We start from the raw sequence: 20,829 nt of genomic DNA on the forward strand, positions 1-20,829 counted from the left end.
GGAGGCCCGGTGCCAGCTGGCACCGGGCCTCCCGTCCGTGGGCTGGTCGCTGCTACAGCGCTGCCAGCGCCGCGTTCAACGTGGCGGACGGACGCATGACCGCGCTCGTCTTGGCGTCGTCGGGGCGGTAGTAGCCGCCGATGTCCGCCGGGTGCCCCTGCACCGAGACGAGCTCGTCGACGATGGTGTGCTCCTGCTCACCGAGCTTCGCCGCGAGGTCCGCGAACGACGCTGCGAGCTCGGTGTCCTGGGTCTGCGCCGCGAGCTCTTCAGCCCAGTACTTCGCCAGGTAGAAGTGGCTGCCGCGGTTGTCGATCGAACCGAGCTTCCGGCCCGGGGACTTGTCCTGCTCGAGGAACGTCCCGGTGGCACGGTCGAGGGTCTCGCCCAGGATCTTCGCCCGCTCGTTGCCCGTCACGTCGGCGAGGTGCTCGAGGCTGACCGCCAGTGCGAGGAACTCGCCCAGGCTGTCCCAGCGCAGGTAGTTCTGCTGCACGAGCTGCTGCACGTGCTTCGGCGCGGAACCACCGGCACCGGTCTCGAACAGGCCACCACCGCCGAGCAGCGGGACGACGGAGAGCATCTTCGCCGAGGTGCCGAGCTCCATGATCGGGAACAGGTCGGTCAGGTAGTCGCGCAGGACGTTGCCGGTGACCGAGATGGTGTCCTCGCCGCGGCGGATGCGCTCGAGCGAGAAGCGCATGGCGTCCTCGGGCGCGAGGATCTCGATCTGCAGGCCGTCGGTGTCGTGCTCGCCGAGGTACTTCCGGACGAGCCCGATGAGGTTCGCGTCGTGCGCGCGGGTCTCGTCGAGCCAGAACACGGCCGGCGTCGCGGAGGCACGGGCGCGGGTGACGGCGAGCTTCACCCAGTCACGGATGGCGACGTCCTTGGTCTGGCAGGCGCGCCAGATGTCACCGGGCTCGACGTCGTGCTCGATGACGACGTCGCCCGAGGCGGTCGTGACGCGGACGACGCCGGCGCCGGGGAGCTCGAACGTCTTGTCGTGCGAGCCGTACTCCTCGGCCTTCTGCGCCATCAGGCCGACGTTGGGCACGGAGCCCATCGTCGACGGGTCGAAGGCACCGTGGGCGCGGCAGTCGTCGAGCACGGCCTGGTAGATGCCGGCGTAGCTCGAGTCGGGGATGACGGCGAGGGTGTCGTGCTCGTCGCCGTCCGGGCCCCACATGTGGCCCGAGGTGCGGATCATCGCGGGCATCGAGGCGTCGACGATGACGTCGCTCGGCACGTGCAGGTTCGTGATGCCCTTGTCCGAGTCGACCATGGCGAGCTCGGGGCCGTCGGCGATGCCCTGCTTGAAGGCACGCTCGATCTCGGCGCCGTTCGGCAGCGCACCGAGGCCGGCGAGGATCGAGCCGAGGCCGTCGTTCGGGGTCAGGCCCGCGGCGGCCAGGTCGGCGCCGTAGCGCTCGAAGACCGACGGGAAGAACGCCTTGATGACGTGCCCGAAGATGATCGGGTCCGAGATCTTCATCATCGTGGCCTTGAGGTGCACGGAGAACAGGACGTCCTCGGCGGCGGCGCGCTCGATCTGCTCCCGCAGGAACGTCTCGAGGGCGGCCACGTGCAGCACGGTGCCGTCGACGACCTCGCCCTGCAGCACGGGGATCGACTGCTTGAGGACCTGCTCGGTGCCGTCCTCGGCCACGAAGGTGATCGTCAGGACGTCGTCGGCGGGGGCGATCCAGGACTTCTCGTTCGACCGGAAGTCGTCGACACCCATGGTGCTGACGTTCGTCTTCGAGTCACGCGACCAGGTGCCCATGCGGTGCGGGTGCTTGCGGGCGTAGTTCTTGACCGACAGGGGTGCGCGCCGGTCGGAGTTGCCCTCGCGCAGCACCGGGTTGACGGCGCTGCCCTGGACGCGGCCGTAGCGGGCGCGGACGTCGCGCTGCTCGTCGGTCGTGGCCTCGTCCGGGTAGTCGGGCAGGTCGTAGCCCTGCGCCTGCAGTTCCTTGATCGCGACCTTGAGCTGGGGGATCGACGCCGAGATGTTCGGCAGTTTGATGATGTTCGCCTCGGGGGTCTTCGCCAGGTCGCCGAGCTCGGCGAGGGCGTCGTCCAGGCGCTGCTCGTCGGTGAGCCGCTCCGGGAACTGGGCGATGATCCGGCCGGCGAGCGAGATGTCGCGGGTCTCGACGTCGACACCCGCGGTGCCGGCGAAGGCCTGGATGACCGGGAGGAAGGAGTGGGTGGCGAGGAACGGCGCCTCGTCCGTGAGGGTGTAGATGATCTTGGCCATGCTGGCGGGTACTCCCTTGTTCGACCGTCGGTACGTCCACGGTACTCGTGGCGCAGGATGTCTCGACATCAAGATACATGGCCCCCGCGTCCGCGCGGCAGATGCTCGGCCGACACCCTGGAGGCGCACTGTCGACACATAGGAACGGTGCGTGGACTGGTCTCCCGCAGCACCAGAGCGAGGGAGAGCGCGCATGACCACCACACGGCAGACCCCGGACGACTTCGGCTGGACCGCGGAGGACCTGCGGTCCGCCTACGCCTCGGACGGCAGCGGGCCCTACCGGTACGCGCCGGACGGCTCCGGCCCGTTCTCGTACGACCCGGACGGCTCCGGGCCCTGGCTCGTCGGCCCCGAACCCCGACGGAGCGCCGGGCGGTTCGCACCGCGCCAGCGTGGCAGCCGGCCGCGGCTGCGGCGGATCGGGACGGCCTGCACCGCCGGTGCGCTGGCGCTCGTGCTCGCCGTCGGCAGCGTCTCCGTCGTCGCGCACGCCGCTCCTCCACACCCGTCGGTGCAGGCGAGCGCCGTCCACGGTTCCGGACCCGACGGAGCCTGAGCCTCAGTCGCCGATCGAGACGCGGAACACCCGGACGCCGGCCGCACGGAGCCCGGCGAGCCCGAGCCGCATGCGCAGGGGCCGGAACGGCCGGCGGAACCCGGACGACGCCGACGCCGCATCGATCTGGTGCAGGACCTCGGACGTCAGGGTGCGCTCGAGCTTCGGTGCGAGCCGCGTCACCCCGGATACGGTGACGACGATGCGGACGGCGTGCGGCGCGAGCATCGGCGCGATGAGCTCGGCAGCCGCCTGCGCCCGGTGGAACGCGGGGTCGTCACCCGGACGGCGGATGGCGATGACGGCCAGCGCCGCGTCCCAGGTCTCCTCGGGGTCCGGCAGGTCGTCGACCCCGATGACCCGCATCCGCGCGGCGTCGATCCCGGCACGCACGGCCGCAGCCCGGAGCACGGGCAGGAGTTCCTGGGTACCGGCCAGCACGACGTCGGCCGACGCCAGGTCGACCGTTCCGTACCGCTCACGCGGCGATCGGGCCATGGTGCGGGTCCTTCCGTCGCTTTTCCCTGACCGTACCGATGCGCAGGGCCCAGGGGACGCCCGAGGCCGTGGTGATCAGGGGCCTCCCAGCACACTCGGTAACGAAAAGATCACGAAAGGGCCTGTACAAAGCGACAGAGTCGTGCAGAATGGTGGGCGGCCATGACGACTGCACCCGAACTCGACCAGCACCCGGAGACCCCGGTGGTGCACCTGTCCCGTCGCGCCGCCCTCGAGGCCGAGCGCGCAGCAGCCCGCGGACCGCACCGTCGCAGCAAGACCGCCCCGGTCGCGAAGGCCGTTCGGTCCGAGAAGCCGGCCAAGGCAGCGAAGGCCGTCAAGCCGGCGAAGGCCGCGAAGCCGGCCAAGATGCCGAAGGCCGCGAAGGTCACCACGCCAGTGCGAGCCGTCGTCCTCGCGTCCTCGGCCACCGAGCCGGCCGGCCGCCGCTCCGCAGCCGCACGCGCCACCACCGAGCACGTCGACGACCGCATCCAGCGCGTCGTCCGCCGCCCCGCACCCAAGGTGACCCGCGTCGCCAGCGCACCCCCGGCCTCCCGGTCGGCCCGTGCCGGACGCATCACGCTCACCAGCGCCGCGGCCGCCATCGCGATGTTCGCCGCATCGGCCATGCCCGCCCACGCGAGCGCCGGGACCTCGATGGCCACCTCGACCATCGCGCCCGTCGTGCGCACCCAGGACTACGCCGTGACCCAGGCGGTCACGGCCGCCGGGTTCGACCGTGACGGGTTCACCGTCGGCGGCGGCTCGACGGTCTCCACGAAGACCGCTGGTTCGGCCGACACCGCGGCGACCGCGGGCGGCGCCGTGTCGTTCGGCGGCGCGGTCCGCTCGCCGTTCCCCGGCCCGGTGCAGATGAGCTCCGGCTTCGGGTACCGCTCGGCACCGTGCGGCGCGTGCTCGTCGCTGCACCAGGGCCTCGACTTCACCCCGGGCATGGGCACGCCGATCGGCGCCGTCGCCGCGGGCAAGGTCCGGGTCTCTGGCACCTACTTCTCGTACGGCAACGCGGTCATCATCGACCACGTGGTCGACGGCCGTCAGGTCTCCACGCTCTACGGTCACATGATCCCCGGCTCCTCGCCGCTCAAGGTCGGCGACACCGTCGCTGCCGGTCAGTTCATCGGGCTCGTCGGGTCCTCCGGCGTCTCGACCGGTGCGCACCTGCACCTCGAGGTCCTGATGGACGGCGTCACGCCGATCGACCCGAAGGCGTGGCTCGAGGCCCGCATCGGCCGCTCGCTCACCCTGTAGCGACCGCGCGCCACAGCGTCCGAACCCGTCGCGACGCGGGATCCACAGCCGCTGTCGAGCGACAGCACGGTGATGTCCCAGTCGGCCTGTGCAGACTCACAGGCATGGACGATCCCCACAGACCGCCCGCCCGTCGTCGATCCGAGGCGGCTGCCCGCTGATGGGCGCTGACACCTGGATCGCCTTCGGGCTCGTCATCCTCTTCGTGCTCGTCGGCGGGGTCTTCGCGGCCGCCGAGATCGCACTCGTCTCCCTCCGCGAATCCCAGCTGCAGCAGCTCGAACGCCGCGGCCCCCGCGGGATGCGGGTCGCCGAGCTCGGCCGTGACCCGAACCGCTTCCTGTCCGCCGTGCAGATCGGCGTGACCGTCGCCGGGTTCTTCTCCGCCGCGTACGGTGCGTCCTCGATCGCACCCGACGTCGCGCCGCTGTTCCAGGGGCTCGGCCTCGAGCAGGGCACGGCCGAAGCCGTCGCGCTCGTGCTGATGACCCTCGTCATCGCGTACCTGTCGCTCGTGTTCGGCGAGCTCGTGCCGAAGCGCCTCGCCCTGCAGCGTGCCGAGGGCTTCTCGATGGCCGTCGCCCCGACACTGGAGCGCTTCGCCGTGCTGATGCGGCCGGTGATCTGGCTGCTCTCGAAGTCCACCGACACCGTCGTGCGACTGCTCGGTGGTGACCCGGACGCCCGCAGCGAGTCGATGAGCACCGAGGAGCTCCGCGGGCTGGTCGACGAGCACACCGGCGTCGACGAGCAGGGACGCCGGATCGCCCGCAGCGCCCTGGACGCCGGTGACCGCATCCTGCGCGAGTCGATGCGCCCCTGGTACGACGTCTCGACGCTGGACGCCGGCCTCTCCGTCGCCGAGGCCACCGACCGGGCCATCGCGGCGGGGCACACCCGGTACCTCGTGACCTCCGGCGGGCGCGACGAGGTCGAGGGCTTCGTGCACCTCCGTGACCTGCTGCGTCCGGTCGACCCCGCGGCCCCGGTCGCCACGCTCGTCCGGCCGGTGCTCGCCCTGCCCGAGACGAAGTCGCTGTCGAGTGCGATCGCGGACATGCGCACCGACGGCCACCAGATCGCCCTCGTGGTCGACGAGTACGGCGGCAGCGCCGGCATGGTCACGCTCGAGGCGCTGCTCGAGGACCTCGTCGGCCGCATCCGCGACGAGTGGGACTCCACCGAGTACGACGAGTCGGTGCTCGCGCACGACGGCGTCGACGGAGCCACGGTGCTCGAGGACCTGGCTGCGGACGGCGGCCCGGTCCTGCCGGACGGCGACTACGAGACCGTGGGAGGGCTCGTGCAGGTGCAGCTGGACCGCGTCCCCGAGGTCGGTGACGTCGTCCTGGCTGGCGGCCACCGCCTCGAGGTGACCGCCATGGACGGTCACCGCGTCGCGCGGGTGCGCATCGGGTCCGACGCCGCGCCCTGACCGCGCCCCCCAGCGGAGGAAGCCCGTGGCGGCAGGCGGTCGCAACACCCCGCGGGACGCCGGCGAGCGGTCACAGGCCGTCGTCTGCGGCGCCACCAGCCGACAGGTCGCGACCAGACGGCGGGCGGCACGCGACGTGTCGCGACCGGTCGGGCACGGCCGGTCACGCAACGGAACGCGACCAGACGGCGTACGGGAGGCGCGTGGCGGGGCCGCCCCGCGCCTCCCGTCCGCTCCGGGCGGTCGCAACACGCCGCCAGACGCCGACGCGCGGTCACAGGCCGTCGCCTGCGGCGCCACCAGCCGACAGGTTGCGACGGGACGGCGCACGGCACGCGACGTGTCGTGACCAGTCAGAGACGGCCGGCGGCCCCGCCGCGGCCCTCCCGCCTGCCGGATGCACGGCACGGGCACGTACGCTCGTCGCATGGGTATCGACGTGCGCAACGAGATCCGCGACTTCCTGTCCTCCAGGCGGGCGCGGCTCACCCCCGAGCAGGTCGGCATGCCGTCGTTCGGCGGCGGGGTCCGACGCGTGCCCGGGCTGCGTCGGCACGAGGTCGCCATGCTCGCCGGCGTCAGCGTCGACTACTACACGCGGCTCGAACGCGGCTCGCTCAAGGGCGTCTCGGACAGCGTCCTCGAGGGCCTGGCGAGCGCCCTGCAGCTCGACGAGGACGAGCGTGCGCACCTGTGGGACCTCACGCGCCTGGCGAACTCCGGCGCGAAGGTCATGCACCGGAACGTGCCGACCCGCGTGCGCCCGGGAGTGCAGCGACTGCTCGACGCGATCACCGGTGCGCCGGCCTGGGTGCGGAACGAGCGCGGGGACGTCGTCGCGACGAACGAGCTCGGCCGTGCGCTCTACGCACCGATGTTCGCCGGCCCCGGACGCCCGGTGAACACCGCACGCTTCACGTTCCTCGACCCGGCCGCCCGCGACTTCTTCCCGGACTGGGCGCAGACCGCGAAGGACGCCGTGGCCGTGCTCCGGACCGCCGCGGTGTCGAACCCCTGCGAGCCGGGGCTCATCACGCTCGTCGGCGAGCTCTCCACCCGGAGCGAGGAGTTCCGCGGCTGGTGGGCCGCCCACGACGTCAGGATGCAGCGCACCGGCAAGAAGCGCATCGACCACCCGATCGTGGGGGAGCTGCGGCTGTCCTACGAGGCGCTCGACCTGGTCGCCGACCCCGGCCTGACGCTGTTCTCGTACTCGGCCGAACCGGGCAGCGAGTCCGAGCGATCGCTCGCGCTGCTCGGCAGCTGGGCCGCGACGGAGCGCGCCGAGCAGTACGCGGCCCTGCGCGAGTCGGCGTCCGAGTCCGAGTCGGTCGACTGACCCGGCCGGCGGACGGGCGCGAGCGCCAGCGCCGCGGTCGGACCGTCAGGCCTGAGGTGGGACGTCGTCGTCGAACCGCTCCGGCGAGCGCATCCGTTCGATGCGCAGCTGACGCTCCGTCGCCGACAAGCGCAGCACGCGGATCGCGGCGAACACGAGCACGATGAGGGCGACGGCCAGCACGGCGAGCGCCAGCACGAACAGGGCGTAGAGGACGACGACGAATCCGAGACCACTGTCTGCGAGCATCCGTCGAACACAGCAGCGCGGGTTCGTAGGGTGGGGACGTGACGAGGACGACGGACGGCTCAGCGGGGGATGCGGACCACCGGCAGCACCGTCGGCCCGAACCGGCGTTCGCCCGTGCGGTCGCGAAGGCGCTCGGTGACGCCCGGACGGTGCTGGACATCGGTGCCGGTGCCGTTCCGTACACGCCGACCGACCGTGACGTGCGGACCGTGGAGCCCGGCGCGGACCTGCCCTTCGCAGACGACACCTTCGACGCCGCGATGACGACCTTCTCGCTGCACGAGTGGGACCACCTCGAGCGCGGGCTCGCCGAGGTGCGTCGAGTGACCCGGGGCCCGATCGTGGTCCTGACGTTCGACCCCGACCGCATCGAGCGCTCCTGGCTCGCCGAGTACGCCCCCGAGGTGCTGGCGGCCGATGCCCGTCGCCACCCGGCGCTGCCACGGATCGCCGACGCACTGGTCGGCGACACCGTGACCAGCACCCCGTTGCCGATCCCGTTCACGTGCGTCGACGGGTTCGCCGAGGCGTACTACGCCCGCCCCGAGCGACTGCTCGACCCCGGCGTGCGCCAGGCGGACCCGGCGTGGGGCCTGGTCGACGAGTTCACCGTGCGGCGGTCGGTGGCCGCGCTCCGGACCGCGCTGGAGTCGGGGGAGTGGGACCGGCGGCACGGGTCGCTCCGGATCCGCCCGACGTACGAGGGCTCGGTCGTCCTGGTCGCGGCGACGCCGAACCGACCTCGCCCGGCCGATCACGGCTGCACCGACCGGCGCGGGCTTGACACCCGGTCGTAGGCTGGTCGGGTGAGCTTCCAGGAGGTGGTCGGCGCCCGTATCGCCGGCATCAGGGCGTGAGGCCCCCGGTCGCGCCCTCGGGTGCGGCCGCCCTCGTCGAACCCTGACCTCCTCCGCCCGGTGCGGTGTGCGTCCGCACGCCCCGGGTCCGTACGAAAGCGATCACCCATGCTCCCCATCGTGGAGAAGACCATCCGCACGTCCTTCGTCAACGCCTCGCGCAAGGAGGTGTCCGACCTCACCCTGCCCGCCGGCTTCGAGACGCTCGACTGGGACGCGCTCGACTACCTCGGCTGGCGCGACCCGAAGATCGGCCGGCGTGCGTACGCCGTCGTGCCGACCCTGGACGGCGAGCTGATCGGCATCCTGTTCCGGCAGGCCGAGGCCTCGCCCCGTTCCCGCGCACAGTGCTCGTGGTGCCAGGACGTCAAGCTGCCGAACGACGTCGCCTTCTACAGCGCGAAGCGGTCGGGCCCGGCCGGCCGGAACGGCAACACGGTCGGCACCCTGGTCTGCCAGGACTTCCAGTGCTCGCGGAACGTCCGGAAGCTGCCGCCGCCGGCCTACGAGGGCTACGACGTCGAGGCCGCGCGCCTGCAGCGCATCGAGGACCTGCAGCTCCGCGCCGCGTCCTTCGCCGCCGAGGTCTGAGACGCGACCGACGACGGACGGGAGGCCCGTGACGGATCCGTCACGGGCCTCCCGTCCGTCAGGTGGTGCGTCTACCGGCCGATGGTCGACATGTCGGGGTAGCGGTCACCGGTCGGGACCGGCAGCGCCGACAGGCGCGACAGCTGGTCCGCGGTGAGGGTCAGGTCGGCTGCACCGACGTTCTCCTCGAGGCGGGAGACCCGCTTCGTGCCGGGGATCGGGACGATGTCGTCGCCCTGGGCCAGCAGCCAGGCGAGCGACACCTGTGCCGGGGTGGCCCCGGCTTCGGTCGCGATCTCCTTGACCGCGTCGACGATGCGCATGTTCTGCTCGAACGCCTCCTGCTGGAAGCGCGGGTTCGCCAGGCGGAAGTCGTCGGAGTCCAGGTCGGACGGCTTCGTGATGGCACCCGTCAGGAAGCCGCGGCCGAGCGGCGAGTAGGGGACCAGGCCGATGCCGAGCTCGCGCAGGGTGTCGAGCACGTCGCCCTCGGGGTCGCGCGTCCACAGCGAGTACTCGCTCTGCAGCGCGGTGATCGGGTGGACGGCGTGGGCCTTGCGGATGGTCTCGGCACCGGCCTCGGACAGTCCGATGTGCCGGATCTTGCCCTCCTGCACGAAGCCGGCCAGCTGGCCGATGACGTCTTCGATCGGGACGGCCGGGTCGACGCGGTGCTGGTAGTAGAGGTCGATGTGGTCGGTGCCGAGGCGACGGAGGGAGCCTTCGAGCGCCTCGCGGACGGACTCGGGCTGACTGGAGATCCCGCGCTGCTGCGTCGGCGTCTCCTCACCGGCCTCGTGGCGGTACAGGCCGAACTTGGTCGCGATGACGACGTCGTCGCGACGGCCCTCGAGCGCACGGCGCAGGAGTTCCTCGTTCGTGTAGGGGCCGTACGCCTCGGCGGTGTCGAACAGGGTGACGCCGAGGTCGATCGCGCGGTGGATGGTGCGGATCGACTCGTCGTCGTCGGTGCCGGCGCCGGTGTAGAAGGCGCTCATGCCCATGGTTCCGAGGCCGATCGGGCCGACCTCGAGGTCTGCGAGCTTGCGTGTCTGCATGCTGCAGGTCTACTCCCGGTCTCCGGGGCGGCGGGAGGCACTGGCTGTACCCGCCTCCGCACCGCTACGCTGCGGGGGACGGGGCAGACGCCCCGGGCTCGGGGGAGTGTCGTGGTCGTCATCTGGATCGTCATCGCCGTGGTCGTCGTCATCGGCGCCCTGCTCGTCGTGCTCGAGGTGCAGAACCGCCGTCGGCGGCGGGCGCTCGAGGAGCTCGACGACCTGTCGGGCCCGTGGGACGGCGCACGTGCCACCACCGACGCCGAAGCCGCGCACTCCGTGACCGAGGGGCTCGCCAAGTCCGCACACCCCGGCATCACGGGTGCCGGCGGCGGCTTCCCCGGCTGAAGCGACCGCGCCCACCGCGCCGCTGTTGTCGAGAGCGGCTGATCGTGCGTCGACGTCGCCCGCCGGCTTCGTGAGGTTCCTCCAAGGTGCTCGCACGAGTCCTCCGCGCACTGGTGTGATCGACCCGTGAACCTGTACTTCCGACTGCTCCTGCTGCAGCTCCGCACCCGCCTGCGCGCTCGGGTCGGGGGACGCCGCCGAGCGTCGCTCTGGGACGAGGTGCGGACGCCGTTCCGGGTGGTCCCGACCGACCTCGACCCGCTGCGGCACGTCAACAACGGCAAGTACCTGTCGATGCTCGACCTCGGTCGGCTCGACCTGATGCTCCGCTCCGGCTACTGGGCCGCGCTGTCCGAGCACGGCTGGTACCCCGTCGTGTCGGCGCAGACGATCACGTACAAGCGGTCGCTGACGCTCGGGCAGCGGTTCGAGCTCCGGACCCACGTGCTCGGGGTCGACGACCGTGCCGTGTACCTGGAGCAGACGTTCGTGCGACAGGGTGCCGTGATGGCCCGCGCCGTGGTGCAGGCCCGGTTCCTGCGGCGTTCCGGCGGGACGGTCCCGACCGCGGACCTGCTCGAGGCGGCGGGTGGGGCCGACCGCGACCTGACCGTGCCCGACTGGGTGCACGACTGGGCGAGCGCGACCCGGATCAGCAGCAGCGCGGCCTGAACGGTGCTGATCGGCGAGGTCGGCCGGTCCGGACCGACGTCGCCGGCCGGTCCTACGATGACCGCATGGACATCGTCGACCTGGTGCTGCCGGACACCGCCGCGTGGCGTGCCTGGCTCGACGACCACGAGCACGAACCCGACGGGGTGTGGCTCGTCCTGGCGAAGAAGGGCGTCACGGAGCCGACGACCCTGACGTACGACACGGCCCTCGACGAAGCCCTGTGCTCCGGCTGGATCGACGGGCAGCGGCGCGGACGCGACGACACCACCTACCGCCAGCGGTTCACCCCGCGCCGGAAGGCTTCGCTGTGGTCGCAGCGGAACCTCGGCCTGGTCGCCGCACTCGTCGCCGAGGGGCGGATGCGGGAGCGCGGGCACGCCGAGATCGAGCGCGCCAAGGCCGACGGCCGGTGGGACCGCGCCTACGCCGGGTCGGCCACCGCCACGGTGCCGGAGGACCTGCAGGCCGCGCTCGACGCCGCGCCCGCTGCCGCCGCGCTGTTCGCCGAGCTCGACGCCACGAACCGGTACGCCGTGCTGCACCGCATCACCACCGCCCCGAACGCCACGGTGCGGACGAACCGGCTCACCAAGCTCGTCGGCGGACTCGAACGCGGCGAGACCCCGTACCCGCGGCCCACCCGTCCGGAGACCCCTGCGAACCCGGGCAGCGGTCGGGGGACACCGACTCAGCGACCGGCAACGCACCGGGCGTAGACCGGGGTCATGACCACAGGCACTGACACCACGAACCGTCCGGCCGCGTCCTCCGGCACCTTCCGCATCGGCGGCGACCTCGAGGTCAACCGGCTCGGCTACGGCACCATGCAGCTCACCGGCCCCGGCGTCTGGGGACCGCCGAAGGACCACGACGAGGCGATCCGCGTCCTCAAGCGCGCGGTCGAGCTCGGCGTGAACTTCTTCGACACCGCCGACTCGTACGGCCCCTACGTTGCCGAGGAACTCCTCAAGGAGGCCCTGCACCCGTACGGCGACGACGTCGTCATCGCCACGAAGGCCGGCCTGACCCGCACCGGCCCGAACGTCTGGCCGCCCGTCGGCCGCCCGGAGTACCTCCGGCAAGAGGCCGAGATGAGCCTCCGCCGCCTGGGCCTCGAGCGCATCGACCTGTTCCAGCTGCACCGCATCGACCCGAAGGTCCCGCTCGAGGACCAGGTCGGCGAGCTGAAGAAGCTGCAGGACGAGGGCAAGATCCGCCACATCGGCCTGTCCGAGGTCTCCGTCGACGAGGTCAAGGCCGCGCAGGAGATCGCCACGATCGTCTCCGTGCAGAACCTCTACAACCTGCAGAAGCGTGATGCCGAGGAACTGCTCGACTGGTCCGAGGAGCAGGGCATCGGCTTCATCCCGTGGTTCCCCCTGGCCACCGGCGGGTTGACCGGCGACGACTCGCCGCTCACCGAGATCGCCGAGCGCAAGGGTGCCACCCCGGCGCAGCTCGCGCTCGCCTGGCTGCTCAAGCGCTCTCCGGTGATGCTGCCGATCCCCGGCACGTCGAGCGTCGCGCACCTGGAGGACAACCTGGCGGGTGCCACCGTCGAGCTGACCGACGACGAGTTCGAGGAGCTGGCGAAGCTGGGGCACTGACCCTCAGGACGCGACCGCGGGTCGCGAACGCGACGACCGGTCGGACGGGAGGCGCGGTGCCAGCTGGCACCGCGCCTCCCGTCTGTTCCCAGTCCTGTCCAGATCCGCGCTTGCGGAGGCATACCGGGTATGTGCATACTCAGTATGGCCACGGTGGCCCGGAGACAGGGGAAGTGTCATGAGCGTTCGGATGGGCGTACTCGCGCTGCTGGTGGGGGGACCCGGCTACGGGTACCAGCTCCGGGGGGAGTTCGAGCACCGCACGGGCGGGAGCTGGCCGCTGAACATCGGCCAGGTCTACACGACCCTGGACCGCCTGGAACGCGACGGCCTCGTGGCCCGCGGCGACGCCGACGACGACGGACACGTCGTCTACACGGCGACCGACGCGGGTCGCGCGGAGGTGGCGCGCTGGTTCAGCGAACCCGTGCCGGCCAAGCGCGGCCGCGACGAGCTGGCGATCAAGTTCGCCCTGGCCGTGACCGTGCCCGGGGTCGACGTCGCCCGGCTGGTGCAGGTGCAGCGCGGTGCCGCGATCCGGAACCTGCAGGACCTGACACGACTGAAGCGCACGACCGACCCGTCGACGGACCTGGCGTGGTCGCTCGTGCTCGAGTCGATGGTGTTCCAGGCCGAGGCCGAGGTGCGCTGGCTCGACCACGTGGAGTCGAGTGTCGCGCGGTACCGGCCGGACGAGCACCCTGCGGCGCCTGCCGGTGCCGACACGGCCGCTGCCGCTGCCTCTGCCGCTGCCCGGAGCGCACGGTGACCGCCGCCCCGCTCCTGCAGCTCGACGCCGTGAGCGTGCACTACGGCTCCGGTGCGAAGGCCGTCACGGCCCTGGCCGGCATCGACCTGCGGGTCGAGCGTGGCGAGATGGTGGCCGTGATGGGCACCTCCGGCTCGGGCAAGTCGACGCTGCTCGCCTGCGCCGGCACCCTGCTGCCGCCGACGAGCGGTGAGGTGCTGATCGACGGCGCCTTCGTGTCCGACCGTCCCGCCAGGGAGCTCGCAGCGCTGCGCCGCCGACTCATCGGGTTCGTGTTCCAGGACTTCAACCTGATCCCCTCGCTGACCGCGGTCGAGAACGTGGCACTGCCACTCGAGCTCGACGGGTGGAAGGCCTCGCAGGCCCGCCGTGCCGCGGAGCTCGCGCTCGACAACGTCGAGCTCTCGCACCGCGCCGACGCCTACCCCGACGACCTGTCGGGCGGGCAGCAGCAGCGCGTCGCGATCGCCCGTGGGGTGGTCGGCGAGCGCCGGCTCGTGCTCGCTGACGAACCGACCGGTGCCCTCGACTCGCAGACCGGCGAGGTCGTGCTCCGCATGCTCCGTCGGCACGTCGACGCCGGGGCCGGTGCGCTCCTGGTGACCCACGACGCCCGGCACGCGGCCTGGGCGGACCGGATCGTGTTCCTGCGCGACGGTCGGGTGGTGGACGAGACCGTGTACTCGGGCGTCGAGGCGGCGCTGACGGACCGGACCGCCTCGTGAGCCGGGGTCGGCGTGCCGGGACCGACCGGACGCCGTTCGCCCTGAGACCGGCGCTCCGTCTGGGGCGTCGACTGGCGTTCGCCAAGGCGGGCCGCGCGGCCCTGATCATCGCGCTCATCGGGATCCCGACCGCCGGGTTCGCCGCCGTCGCCGTCGTGGTGCAGTCGACGCAGGCCACGGTCACCGAGCGGCTGGACTACGACCTCGGCCAGGCATCGGCGCAGATGCGCGTGTCCGGCCCGGACCTGCCCGGCATGGTGCAGGACCCGGTGCAGTGGGAGTTCACGGACTCGGAGCGGAACAGCCCCGTCACGGAGTCGGACGAGGACTCGCCGTTCACGAACATCCTGGCCCACGTACCCGACGGCGCACTCTCGATCCCGGTGGGCAGCACGCCCGTCGTGCTCCAGGGGGAGAACGGCCCGGTCGGACTGACCGCTGTGGAGGGCAGTGTCTGGGACCCGTCGCTCGAGGGCCACTGGCACCTGCTCGACGGTTCCGCGCCGACCACGCGCAGTGGGCTCATGGTCACGCCGGCCACGCTCGCACGCCTGGGGGCGCGGATCGGCGACACGGTGGACCTGACCGACCCGGTCACCAAGCGCTTCACGATCACCGGCACGATGACGGACCTGGGGACGGACCCGGGGTCGCAGGGGGTGTTCCTGCCGTGGGGCACGACGCTCGCGACGACCGACACCACCGACGACGTCGGGCTCACCGACGTCACCGTGTACCTGCCGTCGGACGCCCCGACGTGGTCGGAGATCCGGCAGCTCAACGCGCACGGCATCGTCGTGCAGTCGCGTCCGGTCGTGCTCGACCCGCCGGACGCGCGGCTCCCCGGTGGCACCGCGAGTTCGACGCTCGGCTGGTACCTCGGCGCGATGGCACTGCTCGGTGTCTTCGCGATGTTCGAGGTCGCCCTGCTCGCCGGGGCCGCGTTCCTGGTCGGCACCCGGGCGGACACCCGCTCGTACGCCATCGTCACGAGCGTCGGTGGCGACAAGCGGTTCGTCCGCACGATCGTCGCCGGGTCGGGCCTGGTGCTCGGGCTCGTCGGCGCGGTCCTCGGGGTCGCGGCCGGCACCGGGATCGGCGTGCTCGCGTTCCGGCTGATCGACAACGGCAACGTGGCGTCGTTCCCCGGGTTGCACGTGCCGCCGCTCCTGCTGCTGTCCATCGCCGCCGCCGGGGTGCTCGCCGGACTCGTCTCCGCGCTCGTCGCCGCACGGTCGGCGACCCGCATCAACGTGCTCGCGGCGCTCCGGGGCTCGCTCCGTCCGGTGCCCGTCAGCCGGCCGGCCCGCCGTCGTCGGCGTGTCTGGGGGCCGCTGCTCGTGGTCCTCGGCGCCGTGATGACGCTGGCGTGCGGCGTCGGGGTGCTCATGCTCAACGACCGCCCGGTGCAGCAGGACCGGTGGGCCTGGGTCGTCGGTGCCGGCGTCGCGATCGGGCCGTGCCTGATGCAGCTCGGCATCGCCGTCTGCTCGCCGTGGCTGCTCGCCCTGGTCACCCGGCTCACCGCCCGCGCGGGGCTGTCCGCACGACTCGCCGCCCGCGACGCCCGCCGCAACCCGGTCCGCACGGTGCCGGTGCTCGCGAGCGTGATGAGCGTCGTGTTCGTGGCATCGGTCGTGATCACGTGGAGTGCGTCGAGCCACGCCCAGTACGTCCGCGGGTACGAGTACACGACGGCGGTGGGGGTGGCGACCGCCGAGGTGCTGACCGAGACGAAGGAGGGTGGGAGCACCGGCCGCCACGACGCGGAACTGGCGGCCCACGCCGCGAAGGTGGTGTCCGGGGTCTTCGACCAGGACCGCATCCGGGTGCTCGGTGTCGCGCAGGAGCAGCCGGGCGACACCCCATCGACCATCACGATCCCGCACCGCTGGAGCGCGTACGACTGCCCCGCGAACGACACGACGAGCTGCTCGTACTACCTGGACACCGCGAGCGCGTCGACGCCGCACATCTGGACGGGCACCGAGGACGACTACGCCGTGCTCACCGGACACCGCCCGTCAGCCGCCGTCCGGAGCGCGCTCGAGGACGGTCGGGCGGTGTCGCTCTGGCCCGAGTACGCCCACGACGGTGCGGTCCGGATCGACACCTTCCACGACCGGACCTGGGACAGCGAGCCCATCACCGAGCGGAGCCGCCCGACGGCCAGCGTCTCGATCCCCGCGGTGCTCGACGTGCAGACCCCGCGGATCCAGGTCGGCGTCTTCATGACGAAGGCGACCGCCGAACGGTACGGCGTCCCCGTGGTCGACGGCATGCTCGTCACGACGCTGCCCCACGACATCCAGCCGGCCCAGTGGGACGAGCTGAGCTCGGCGTGGCAGAGCTTCGGCGGGGACGACCGTGCGCGGTGGAGCGGCCCGACGTTCACCTACGAAGCCGGTCCGGTCGACAACGGGGCGATCATCCGGGCGATCGTGCTCGCACTGGCGGCCGCCGTCACCATCGGTGCGACGGCGGTCGCGATCGGGCTCGCCCGGTCCGACGGCCGGCGGGACGACGAGGTGCTCGACGCCGTCGGCGCCGCACCACGCCTGCGCCGAGGGGTGTCGACCTGGCAGGCGGCGATCCTGGCCACGGTCGGCTCGGTGATCGGGACGCTCCTCGGACTCCTGCCGATCCGCGCCCTGACCCTGCGGTTCACCGAGAGTCCGGTCGGGGTGAACCACATGCCGTTCGTGCCGGACTGGCCAGTGCTGGCCCTGCTCGCGATCGGCCTGCCCCTCGTGGTGACGGCCGGGGCGTGGCTGACGTCACGGGGTCGGCGACGCCCGGCCGTGCGACGGGCACGCTGACGCGCACGCTGCGCTTCGCGTCTCGCTCCGTGCGCTGCGCTTCGTGAGCAGAAGATGTCGGGTCGGCTGCTCGGACTCGACGTCTTCTGCTCACGAAGTGACCGGCGCCTTCGGGATCGGCACCTCGGCCAGCACGACCTCGTCGTCCATGGGGATCGGGCGTGCCCTGGTCCGCGCCGGAGCCGACCCCGACACGGCCGCGGAGCTCTTCACCGTGCTGCTCGGTGAGCTCCACCGGCAGCGGCTGCTCGGCCTGGCCGTCGCTCCCACGCGTGCCGAGGCGGCAGCGCGCGCGGCGCGCGTCGTCACCCTGTTCCGTCCGTGACCCCGGGACGGACTGGAGGCCCGTGGCGGCGTCGCCACGGGCCTCCAGTCCGTCAGGGAGTGCGCAGAAGGCGACGGGTCGCGTCTCCGGACCCGTCGCCTTCTGCTCACTCGATGCCGCTCACGCGAGCTCGGGCAGCGCCTCCGCGTAGGTGCGGAAGTCGCCGCGCTCCGTGTGGATCGCCCACAGGCGGTCGGCGATGGACTCCCCGGAGTGCTCGGGCTGCCCGTCGTCGATGCCGAAGGGGATGATGAGCTGGCCGACGTGGACGTCCTCGTCGCGGACGGCGTCGTGCAGCAGCTGCGCGTAGGCGCTCTCGGCCGCGAAGGCGACCGACGTGCCGGTGACCCGGGCGCCCGGTCGGACCGCGCTGCCGCCGTTGACGAACAGGATCGTGCCGTGGCCGATCGCACGCATGCCGGGCAGCACCTGGCGGACGGCGTTGACCGAGCCGTAGACCGAGAACTCGATCGGGCCGACCAGGTCGTCCGCGGTCGTCTCGAGCACCGGGCGCATGTACTCCTTGGCGGGGAGCGGGCTGTACTGCAGCACCTCGATGGGGCCGAGCTGCTCGGTGGCGCGCTCGAGTGCGGTGCGCAGGGAGTCCCCGTCACGGACGTTCGCGGCGAACCCGGCTGCGGTGTGGCCGCGCTCACGCAGTTCCGCGGCGAGGCCGTCCAGGCGGTCCTGGTTGCGGGAGATCAGGGCGACGGCGAAGCCCTCACGGGCGAAGCGCTCGGCGACGGCGAGGCCGAGGCCCTTGCCGGCCCCGACGATGGCGATGGTGGTCATGCGGTGTACTCCTCGTCGCTCACGTGCTCGAGCCAGGTGGTGGTCGTCGCCGGGTCGTCGGCGGCCTCGAGCATCGCGAGGTGTTCCATGTAGTCGGTGGGGGTCGCGCCGTGCCAGTGTTCCTCACCGGCCGGCGTGTAGACGGTCTGTCCAGCCTGCACCTCGATGACGCGGCCGTCCCGGGTGCCCATCCGCGCGACGCCCTCGGTGACGTGCAGGGTCTGACCCTTGGCGTGTGCGTGCCACGCGGTGCGGGCGCCGGGCAGGAACCGGACCTTGGCGACGGCCATCGTCTGACCGGGCTCCTTCGGCGAGGCGATGGCGTCGAGGTACACGTCGCCGGTGAACTGCTCGGGCGGGTTCTTGACGGTCGGCTGCTTCGGTTCGATCTGCATGTCGACGACGGTAGGCCGCCGTGCGCGCCGTCGGGAGGTGCCGACAGACCCCCTCAGGGGTTTCCCGAACGCAGCGTGTGTGATCGACCCACGACCCCGGGAGGATCATCGTGGACACACCCGTCGGAACGCCCCGCAGCCGCCGCCTCTGGTCGGTGGCAGGCCTCGCCGCCGTCGCCGCACTGGCCCTCACCGCCTGCACGAGCGGTGACGGAACCGAGCAGGACGGATCCGACCGGGGCGGCGGTTCGCCGTCCGCGCGTGCGACCGCGCCAGCCGACCTGTCGGCCGGTCAGGTGGCACTCGACGGCGACACCACCGACGTGGTCACCGGCCTGGAGGCCCCCTGGTCGGTGGTCCTGACGGGTGACGACGGCGACGCGCTGGTCAGCGAGCGCGACTCGGCCCGGGTGCTCGAGCTGCGGTCCGACGGCACCACCCGTCGGGTCGGCACCGTCGAGGGGGTCAGCCACGGCGGCGAGGGCGGCCTGCTCGGGCTCGCGCTGCACGACGACGACCTGTTCGTCTACTCCACGGCCGGCGACGGCAACCGGATCCAGCGGTACGAGCTGACGGGGAGCGCCGGATCATGGGGACTCGGCGAGGCGACGACGATCATCGACGGTCTGCCGAAGAACACGTTCCACGACGGCGGCCGGATCGCGTTCGGACCCGACGACATGCTCTACGCGAGCGTCGGGGACGCCGGCGCGAGCACGGACGCACAGGACGAGGACTCGCTCGCGGGCAAGATCCTGCGGCTCACCCCGGACGGCGACGTCCCCGCCGACAACCCGATCGACGGCTCGCCGGTGTGGAGCCTCGGGCACCGCAACGTGCAGGGCATGGGGTGGTCGTCGGACGGCACGATGTTCGCGTCCGAGTTCGGCGAGGACACGAACGACGAGCTCAACGTGATCGAGCCCGGGTCGAACTACGGCTGGCCCGAGGTCGAGGGCACCGGCGGCGAGGACCAGGGGTTCGTCGACCCGGTGCAACAGTGGTCCACCGACGAGGCGTCCCCGAGCGGCCTCGCCGTCGTCGACGACACGGTGTTCGTCGCGAACCTGCGGGGCGAGGTGCTCCGGGCGGTCCCCGCGGACGACCCCGGCACGGCGACCGAGTACTTCGCCGGTGACTTCGGTCGCATCCGCACGGTGCTCGAGGGCCCGTCGGACACGCTCTGGTTCGTCACGAACAACACCGACGGCCGCGGGACGCCGTCGAGCGGGGACGACCGGATCGTCTCCGTCCCGTTCACGCGCACGTGAGAGGGGTTCCCGCAGCCCCTCGCTCGTGCCGAACAGGGCGAAGTACCGTGACGGCATGAACCACCGCGACGAAGCGCGCGACTTCCTCTCCAGCCGTCGCGCACGCATCACCCCCGAGCAGGCCGGTGTCGAGACCTTCGGCACGCGCCGCCGCGTCAGCGGGCTGCGTCGCGAAGAGGTCGCACGCCTGGCCGGCGTCAGCATCGATTACTACACGCGGCTCGAGCGCGGCAACCTGCAGGGGGTGTCGGACAGCGTGCTCGACGCCATCGGCCGGGCCCTGCAGCTCGACCCCGCCGAGCAGGAGCACCTGCGCGACCTGTCGCAGCACCAGAACGAGACCCCGCGTCGCGCCGGTCGTGTCGTGCCCGTCGCTGCCGTCCGGCCCGAGCTGCAGTACCTGCTCGACGTCGTCACGGACGCCCCGGCGATGATCATCAACAACCGGCAGGACATCGTCGCCGCGAACGCGCTCGGCTTCGCGATGCACTCGGACCTGGTCGCGGCACCCGCGCGGCCGATGAACTTCTCGCGCTTCATCTTCCTCGACCCGCAGGCACGGAACTTCTACCAGGACTGGCAGCGGGCCGCGCACACGAACGTCGCGATCCTGCGCCGCGAAGCGGGCCGGACGCCGAACGACAAGGACCTCGCCGCGCTGATCGGCGAGCTGTCGATGCGGAGCGACGACTTCCGCGAGCTCTGGGCAGCGCACGACGTCCGACGCCACTACGCCGGCGTGAAGTCGTTCCGGCACAGCGTCGTGGGGCCGCTCGAACTGCACTTCCAGACGCTCGAACTCGCCGAGGACCCGGGGCTCGCCCTCACCATCTACCCGGCGACGCCGGGCAGTCCGACGGCCGACGCCCTGCGGGTGCTGGCCTCGTGGGCGGCGACCGAGGGCATCGCGGAGCGGGCGCGCCAGCTCGCCTGATGCGGTGGCCGTGTCGCACGCCGTGCCGGGTGTCCACAGTCACCA

The 20,829-nt window shown here is 72.2% G+C and carries 22 protein-coding genes; 16 read left to right on the forward strand and 6 right to left on the reverse strand.

All coding sequences use genetic code 11. From position 1 onward, the window contains the following. Positions 1-52: 52 nt before the first annotated feature. The gene (locus OE229_RS02215; protein ID WP_263344963.1) at positions 53-2,263 is read right to left on the reverse strand and encodes an NADP-dependent isocitrate dehydrogenase; all 2,211 of its coding nucleotides are present in this window, start codon (positions 2,261-2,263) and stop codon (positions 53-55) included. 193 nt (positions 2,264-2,456) lie between these two features. On the opposite strand from OE229_RS02215, the gene OE229_RS02220 reads away from it, so the two are divergent. Continuing rightward, positions 2,457-2,822 (forward strand): hypothetical protein, encoded by a 366-nt coding sequence (locus tag OE229_RS02220; protein WP_262139543.1) that lies wholly within the window; start codon positions 2,457-2,459, stop codon positions 2,820-2,822. Positions 2,823-2,825: 3 nt separating this feature from the next. Here the strand turns inward: OE229_RS02220 and OE229_RS02225 are convergent, their stop codons facing one another. Continuing rightward, positions 2,826-3,320, reverse strand: a complete 495-nt coding sequence (locus tag OE229_RS02225; protein ID WP_071406257.1) for a hypothetical protein — start codon at positions 3,318-3,320, stop codon at positions 2,826-2,828. Between the two features lie 162 nt (positions 3,321-3,482). On the opposite strand from OE229_RS02225, the gene OE229_RS02230 reads away from it, so the two are divergent. The 3 genes from OE229_RS02230 to OE229_RS02240 all read left to right on the forward strand — a co-directional run bounded on the left by OE229_RS02230 (position 3,483) and on the right by OE229_RS02240 (position 7,369). Next, positions 3,483-4,595 carry a M23 family metallopeptidase gene (locus tag OE229_RS02230; protein WP_262139544.1) on the forward strand — a complete coding sequence of 371 codons (1,113 nt, stop codon included), beginning with the start codon at positions 3,483-3,485 and terminating at the stop codon, positions 4,593-4,595. A 160-nt stretch (positions 4,596-4,755) separates the two neighbouring features. After that, positions 4,756-6,030 carry a hemolysin family protein gene (locus OE229_RS02235; RefSeq protein WP_262139546.1) on the forward strand — a complete coding sequence of 425 codons (1,275 nt, stop codon included), beginning with the start codon at positions 4,756-4,758 and terminating at the stop codon, positions 6,028-6,030. A gap of 427 nt (positions 6,031-6,457) precedes the next feature. Beyond that, positions 6,458-7,369, forward strand: coding sequence for a helix-turn-helix transcriptional regulator (locus OE229_RS02240; protein ID WP_182064468.1), 912 nt, complete (start codon positions 6,458-6,460; stop codon positions 7,367-7,369). A gap of 45 nt (positions 7,370-7,414) precedes the next feature. Here OE229_RS02240 and OE229_RS02245 read toward each other — a convergent pair whose 3' ends face one another. Continuing rightward, positions 7,415-7,618, reverse strand: a complete 204-nt coding sequence (locus OE229_RS02245; protein WP_182064469.1) for a hypothetical protein — start codon at positions 7,616-7,618, stop codon at positions 7,415-7,417. 38 nt (positions 7,619-7,656) lie between these two features. Between OE229_RS02245 and OE229_RS02250 the strand changes: the two genes are divergently transcribed. Together OE229_RS02250 and OE229_RS02255 are read left to right on the forward strand one after the other, a co-directional pair. Then, a complete protein-coding gene (locus OE229_RS02250; RefSeq protein ID WP_262139547.1) occupies positions 7,657-8,415 on the forward strand; it encodes a class I SAM-dependent methyltransferase in 759 nt (252 codons plus the stop codon). 168 nt (positions 8,416-8,583) lie between these two features. Beyond that, positions 8,584-9,066 (forward strand): FBP domain-containing protein, encoded by a 483-nt coding sequence (locus OE229_RS02255; RefSeq protein WP_262139549.1) that lies wholly within the window; start codon positions 8,584-8,586, stop codon positions 9,064-9,066. A 71-nt stretch (positions 9,067-9,137) separates the two neighbouring features. Here the strand turns inward: OE229_RS02255 and OE229_RS02260 are convergent, their stop codons facing one another. After that, a complete protein-coding gene (locus tag OE229_RS02260) occupies positions 9,138-10,124 on the reverse strand; it encodes an aldo/keto reductase (RefSeq protein WP_262139551.1) in 987 nt (328 codons plus the stop codon). 111 nt (positions 10,125-10,235) lie between these two features. On the opposite strand from OE229_RS02260, the gene OE229_RS02265 reads away from it, so the two are divergent. The 8 genes from OE229_RS02265 to OE229_RS02300 all read left to right on the forward strand — a co-directional run bounded on the left by OE229_RS02265 (position 10,236) and on the right by OE229_RS02300 (position 17,392). Beyond that, positions 10,236-10,472: a hypothetical protein gene (locus OE229_RS02265; protein ID WP_259578763.1), complete on the forward strand. Its 237-nt coding sequence runs from the start codon at positions 10,236-10,238 to the stop codon at positions 10,470-10,472. A 126-nt stretch (positions 10,473-10,598) separates the two neighbouring features. Beyond that, the gene (locus OE229_RS02270; protein ID WP_209132450.1) at positions 10,599-11,144 is read left to right on the forward strand and encodes an acyl-CoA thioesterase; all 546 of its coding nucleotides are present in this window, start codon (positions 10,599-10,601) and stop codon (positions 11,142-11,144) included. Between the two features lie 65 nt (positions 11,145-11,209). After that, positions 11,210-11,863 carry a YdeI/OmpD-associated family protein gene (locus tag OE229_RS02275; protein WP_209132452.1) on the forward strand — a complete coding sequence of 218 codons (654 nt, stop codon included), beginning with the start codon at positions 11,210-11,212 and terminating at the stop codon, positions 11,861-11,863. A gap of 9 nt (positions 11,864-11,872) precedes the next feature. Continuing rightward, the gene (locus OE229_RS02280) at positions 11,873-12,754 is read left to right on the forward strand and encodes an aldo/keto reductase (protein WP_182064476.1); all 882 of its coding nucleotides are present in this window, start codon (positions 11,873-11,875) and stop codon (positions 12,752-12,754) included. A gap of 178 nt (positions 12,755-12,932) precedes the next feature. Further along, on the forward strand, positions 12,933-13,523 hold the full coding sequence (locus OE229_RS02285; RefSeq protein ID WP_259578759.1) for a PadR family transcriptional regulator: 591 nt from the start codon (positions 12,933-12,935) through the stop codon (positions 13,521-13,523). Continuing rightward, positions 13,520-14,248 (forward strand): ABC transporter ATP-binding protein, encoded by a 729-nt coding sequence (locus tag OE229_RS02290; RefSeq protein ID WP_111232581.1) that lies wholly within the window; start codon positions 13,520-13,522, stop codon positions 14,246-14,248. Before OE229_RS02285 ends, OE229_RS02290 begins: the two co-directional genes overlap by 4 nt. Beyond that, on the forward strand, positions 14,245-17,067 hold the full coding sequence (locus OE229_RS02295; RefSeq protein ID WP_262139555.1) for an ABC transporter permease: 2,823 nt from the start codon (positions 14,245-14,247) through the stop codon (positions 17,065-17,067). The genes OE229_RS02290 and OE229_RS02295 overlap by 4 nt, the downstream gene beginning before the upstream one ends. A 97-nt stretch (positions 17,068-17,164) precedes the next feature. Continuing rightward, a complete protein-coding gene (locus OE229_RS02300; protein WP_182064479.1) occupies positions 17,165-17,392 on the forward strand; it encodes a hypothetical protein in 228 nt (75 codons plus the stop codon). 120 nt (positions 17,393-17,512) lie between these two features. Here OE229_RS02300 and OE229_RS02305 read toward each other — a convergent pair whose 3' ends face one another. After that, on the reverse strand, positions 17,513-18,184 hold the full coding sequence (locus OE229_RS02305; protein WP_027466861.1) for an SDR family NAD(P)-dependent oxidoreductase: 672 nt from the start codon (positions 18,182-18,184) through the stop codon (positions 17,513-17,515). Then, positions 18,181-18,579 (reverse strand): (R)-mandelonitrile lyase, encoded by a 399-nt coding sequence (locus tag OE229_RS02310; protein WP_262139556.1) that lies wholly within the window; start codon positions 18,577-18,579, stop codon positions 18,181-18,183. The genes OE229_RS02305 and OE229_RS02310 overlap by 4 nt, the downstream gene beginning before the upstream one ends. A 110-nt stretch (positions 18,580-18,689) precedes the next feature. Between OE229_RS02310 and OE229_RS02315 the strand changes: the two genes are divergently transcribed. Continuing rightward, positions 18,690-19,850 carry a PQQ-dependent sugar dehydrogenase gene (locus OE229_RS02315; RefSeq protein ID WP_262139558.1) on the forward strand — a complete coding sequence of 387 codons (1,161 nt, stop codon included), beginning with the start codon at positions 18,690-18,692 and terminating at the stop codon, positions 19,848-19,850. Between the two features lie 55 nt (positions 19,851-19,905). Then, positions 19,906-20,784 carry a helix-turn-helix transcriptional regulator gene (locus OE229_RS02320; protein WP_259578750.1) on the forward strand — a complete coding sequence of 293 codons (879 nt, stop codon included), beginning with the start codon at positions 19,906-19,908 and terminating at the stop codon, positions 20,782-20,784. Positions 20,785-20,829 lie beyond the last annotated feature (45 nt).

Origin of the sequence: Curtobacterium poinsettiae, from assembly GCF_025677645.1 — a bacterium.
Lineage (GTDB): Bacteria > Actinomycetota > Actinomycetes > Actinomycetales > Microbacteriaceae > Curtobacterium > Curtobacterium poinsettiae_A.

Excerpts from the sequence above, each read along its gene's own strand:
- OE229_RS02215 (WP_263344963.1), bottom strand. The coding sequence starts at position 2,263 with ATGGCCAAGATCATCTACACCCTCACGGACGAGGCGCCGTTCCTCGCC.
- OE229_RS02220 (WP_262139543.1), top strand. The coding sequence starts at position 2,457 with ATGACCACCACACGGCAGACCCCGGACGACTTCGGCTGGACCGCGGAG.
- OE229_RS02225 (WP_071406257.1), bottom strand. The coding sequence starts at position 3,320 with ATGGCCCGATCGCCGCGTGAGCGGTACGGAACGGTCGACCTGGCGTCG.
- OE229_RS02230 (WP_262139544.1), top strand. The coding sequence starts at position 3,483 with ATGACGACTGCACCCGAACTCGACCAGCACCCGGAGACCCCGGTGGTG.
- OE229_RS02235 (WP_262139546.1), top strand. The coding sequence starts at position 4,756 with ATGGGCGCTGACACCTGGATCGCCTTCGGGCTCGTCATCCTCTTCGTG.
- OE229_RS02240 (WP_182064468.1), top strand. The coding sequence starts at position 6,458 with ATGGGTATCGACGTGCGCAACGAGATCCGCGACTTCCTGTCCTCCAGG.
- OE229_RS02245 (WP_182064469.1), bottom strand. The coding sequence starts at position 7,618 with ATGCTCGCAGACAGTGGTCTCGGATTCGTCGTCGTCCTCTACGCCCTG.
- OE229_RS02255 (WP_262139549.1), top strand. The coding sequence starts at position 8,584 with ATGCTCCCCATCGTGGAGAAGACCATCCGCACGTCCTTCGTCAACGCC.
- OE229_RS02260 (WP_262139551.1), bottom strand. The coding sequence starts at position 10,124 with ATGCAGACACGCAAGCTCGCAGACCTCGAGGTCGGCCCGATCGGCCTC.
- OE229_RS02275 (WP_209132452.1), top strand. The coding sequence starts at position 11,210 with ATGGACATCGTCGACCTGGTGCTGCCGGACACCGCCGCGTGGCGTGCC.
- OE229_RS02280 (WP_182064476.1), top strand. The coding sequence starts at position 11,873 with ATGACCACAGGCACTGACACCACGAACCGTCCGGCCGCGTCCTCCGGC.
- OE229_RS02285 (WP_259578759.1), top strand. The coding sequence starts at position 12,933 with ATGAGCGTTCGGATGGGCGTACTCGCGCTGCTGGTGGGGGGACCCGGC.
- OE229_RS02305 (WP_027466861.1), bottom strand. The coding sequence starts at position 18,184 with ATGACCACCATCGCCATCGTCGGGGCCGGCAAGGGCCTCGGCCTCGCC.
- OE229_RS02310 (WP_262139556.1), bottom strand. The coding sequence starts at position 18,579 with ATGCAGATCGAACCGAAGCAGCCGACCGTCAAGAACCCGCCCGAGCAG.
- OE229_RS02320 (WP_259578750.1), top strand. The coding sequence starts at position 19,906 with ATGAACCACCGCGACGAAGCGCGCGACTTCCTCTCCAGCCGTCGCGCA.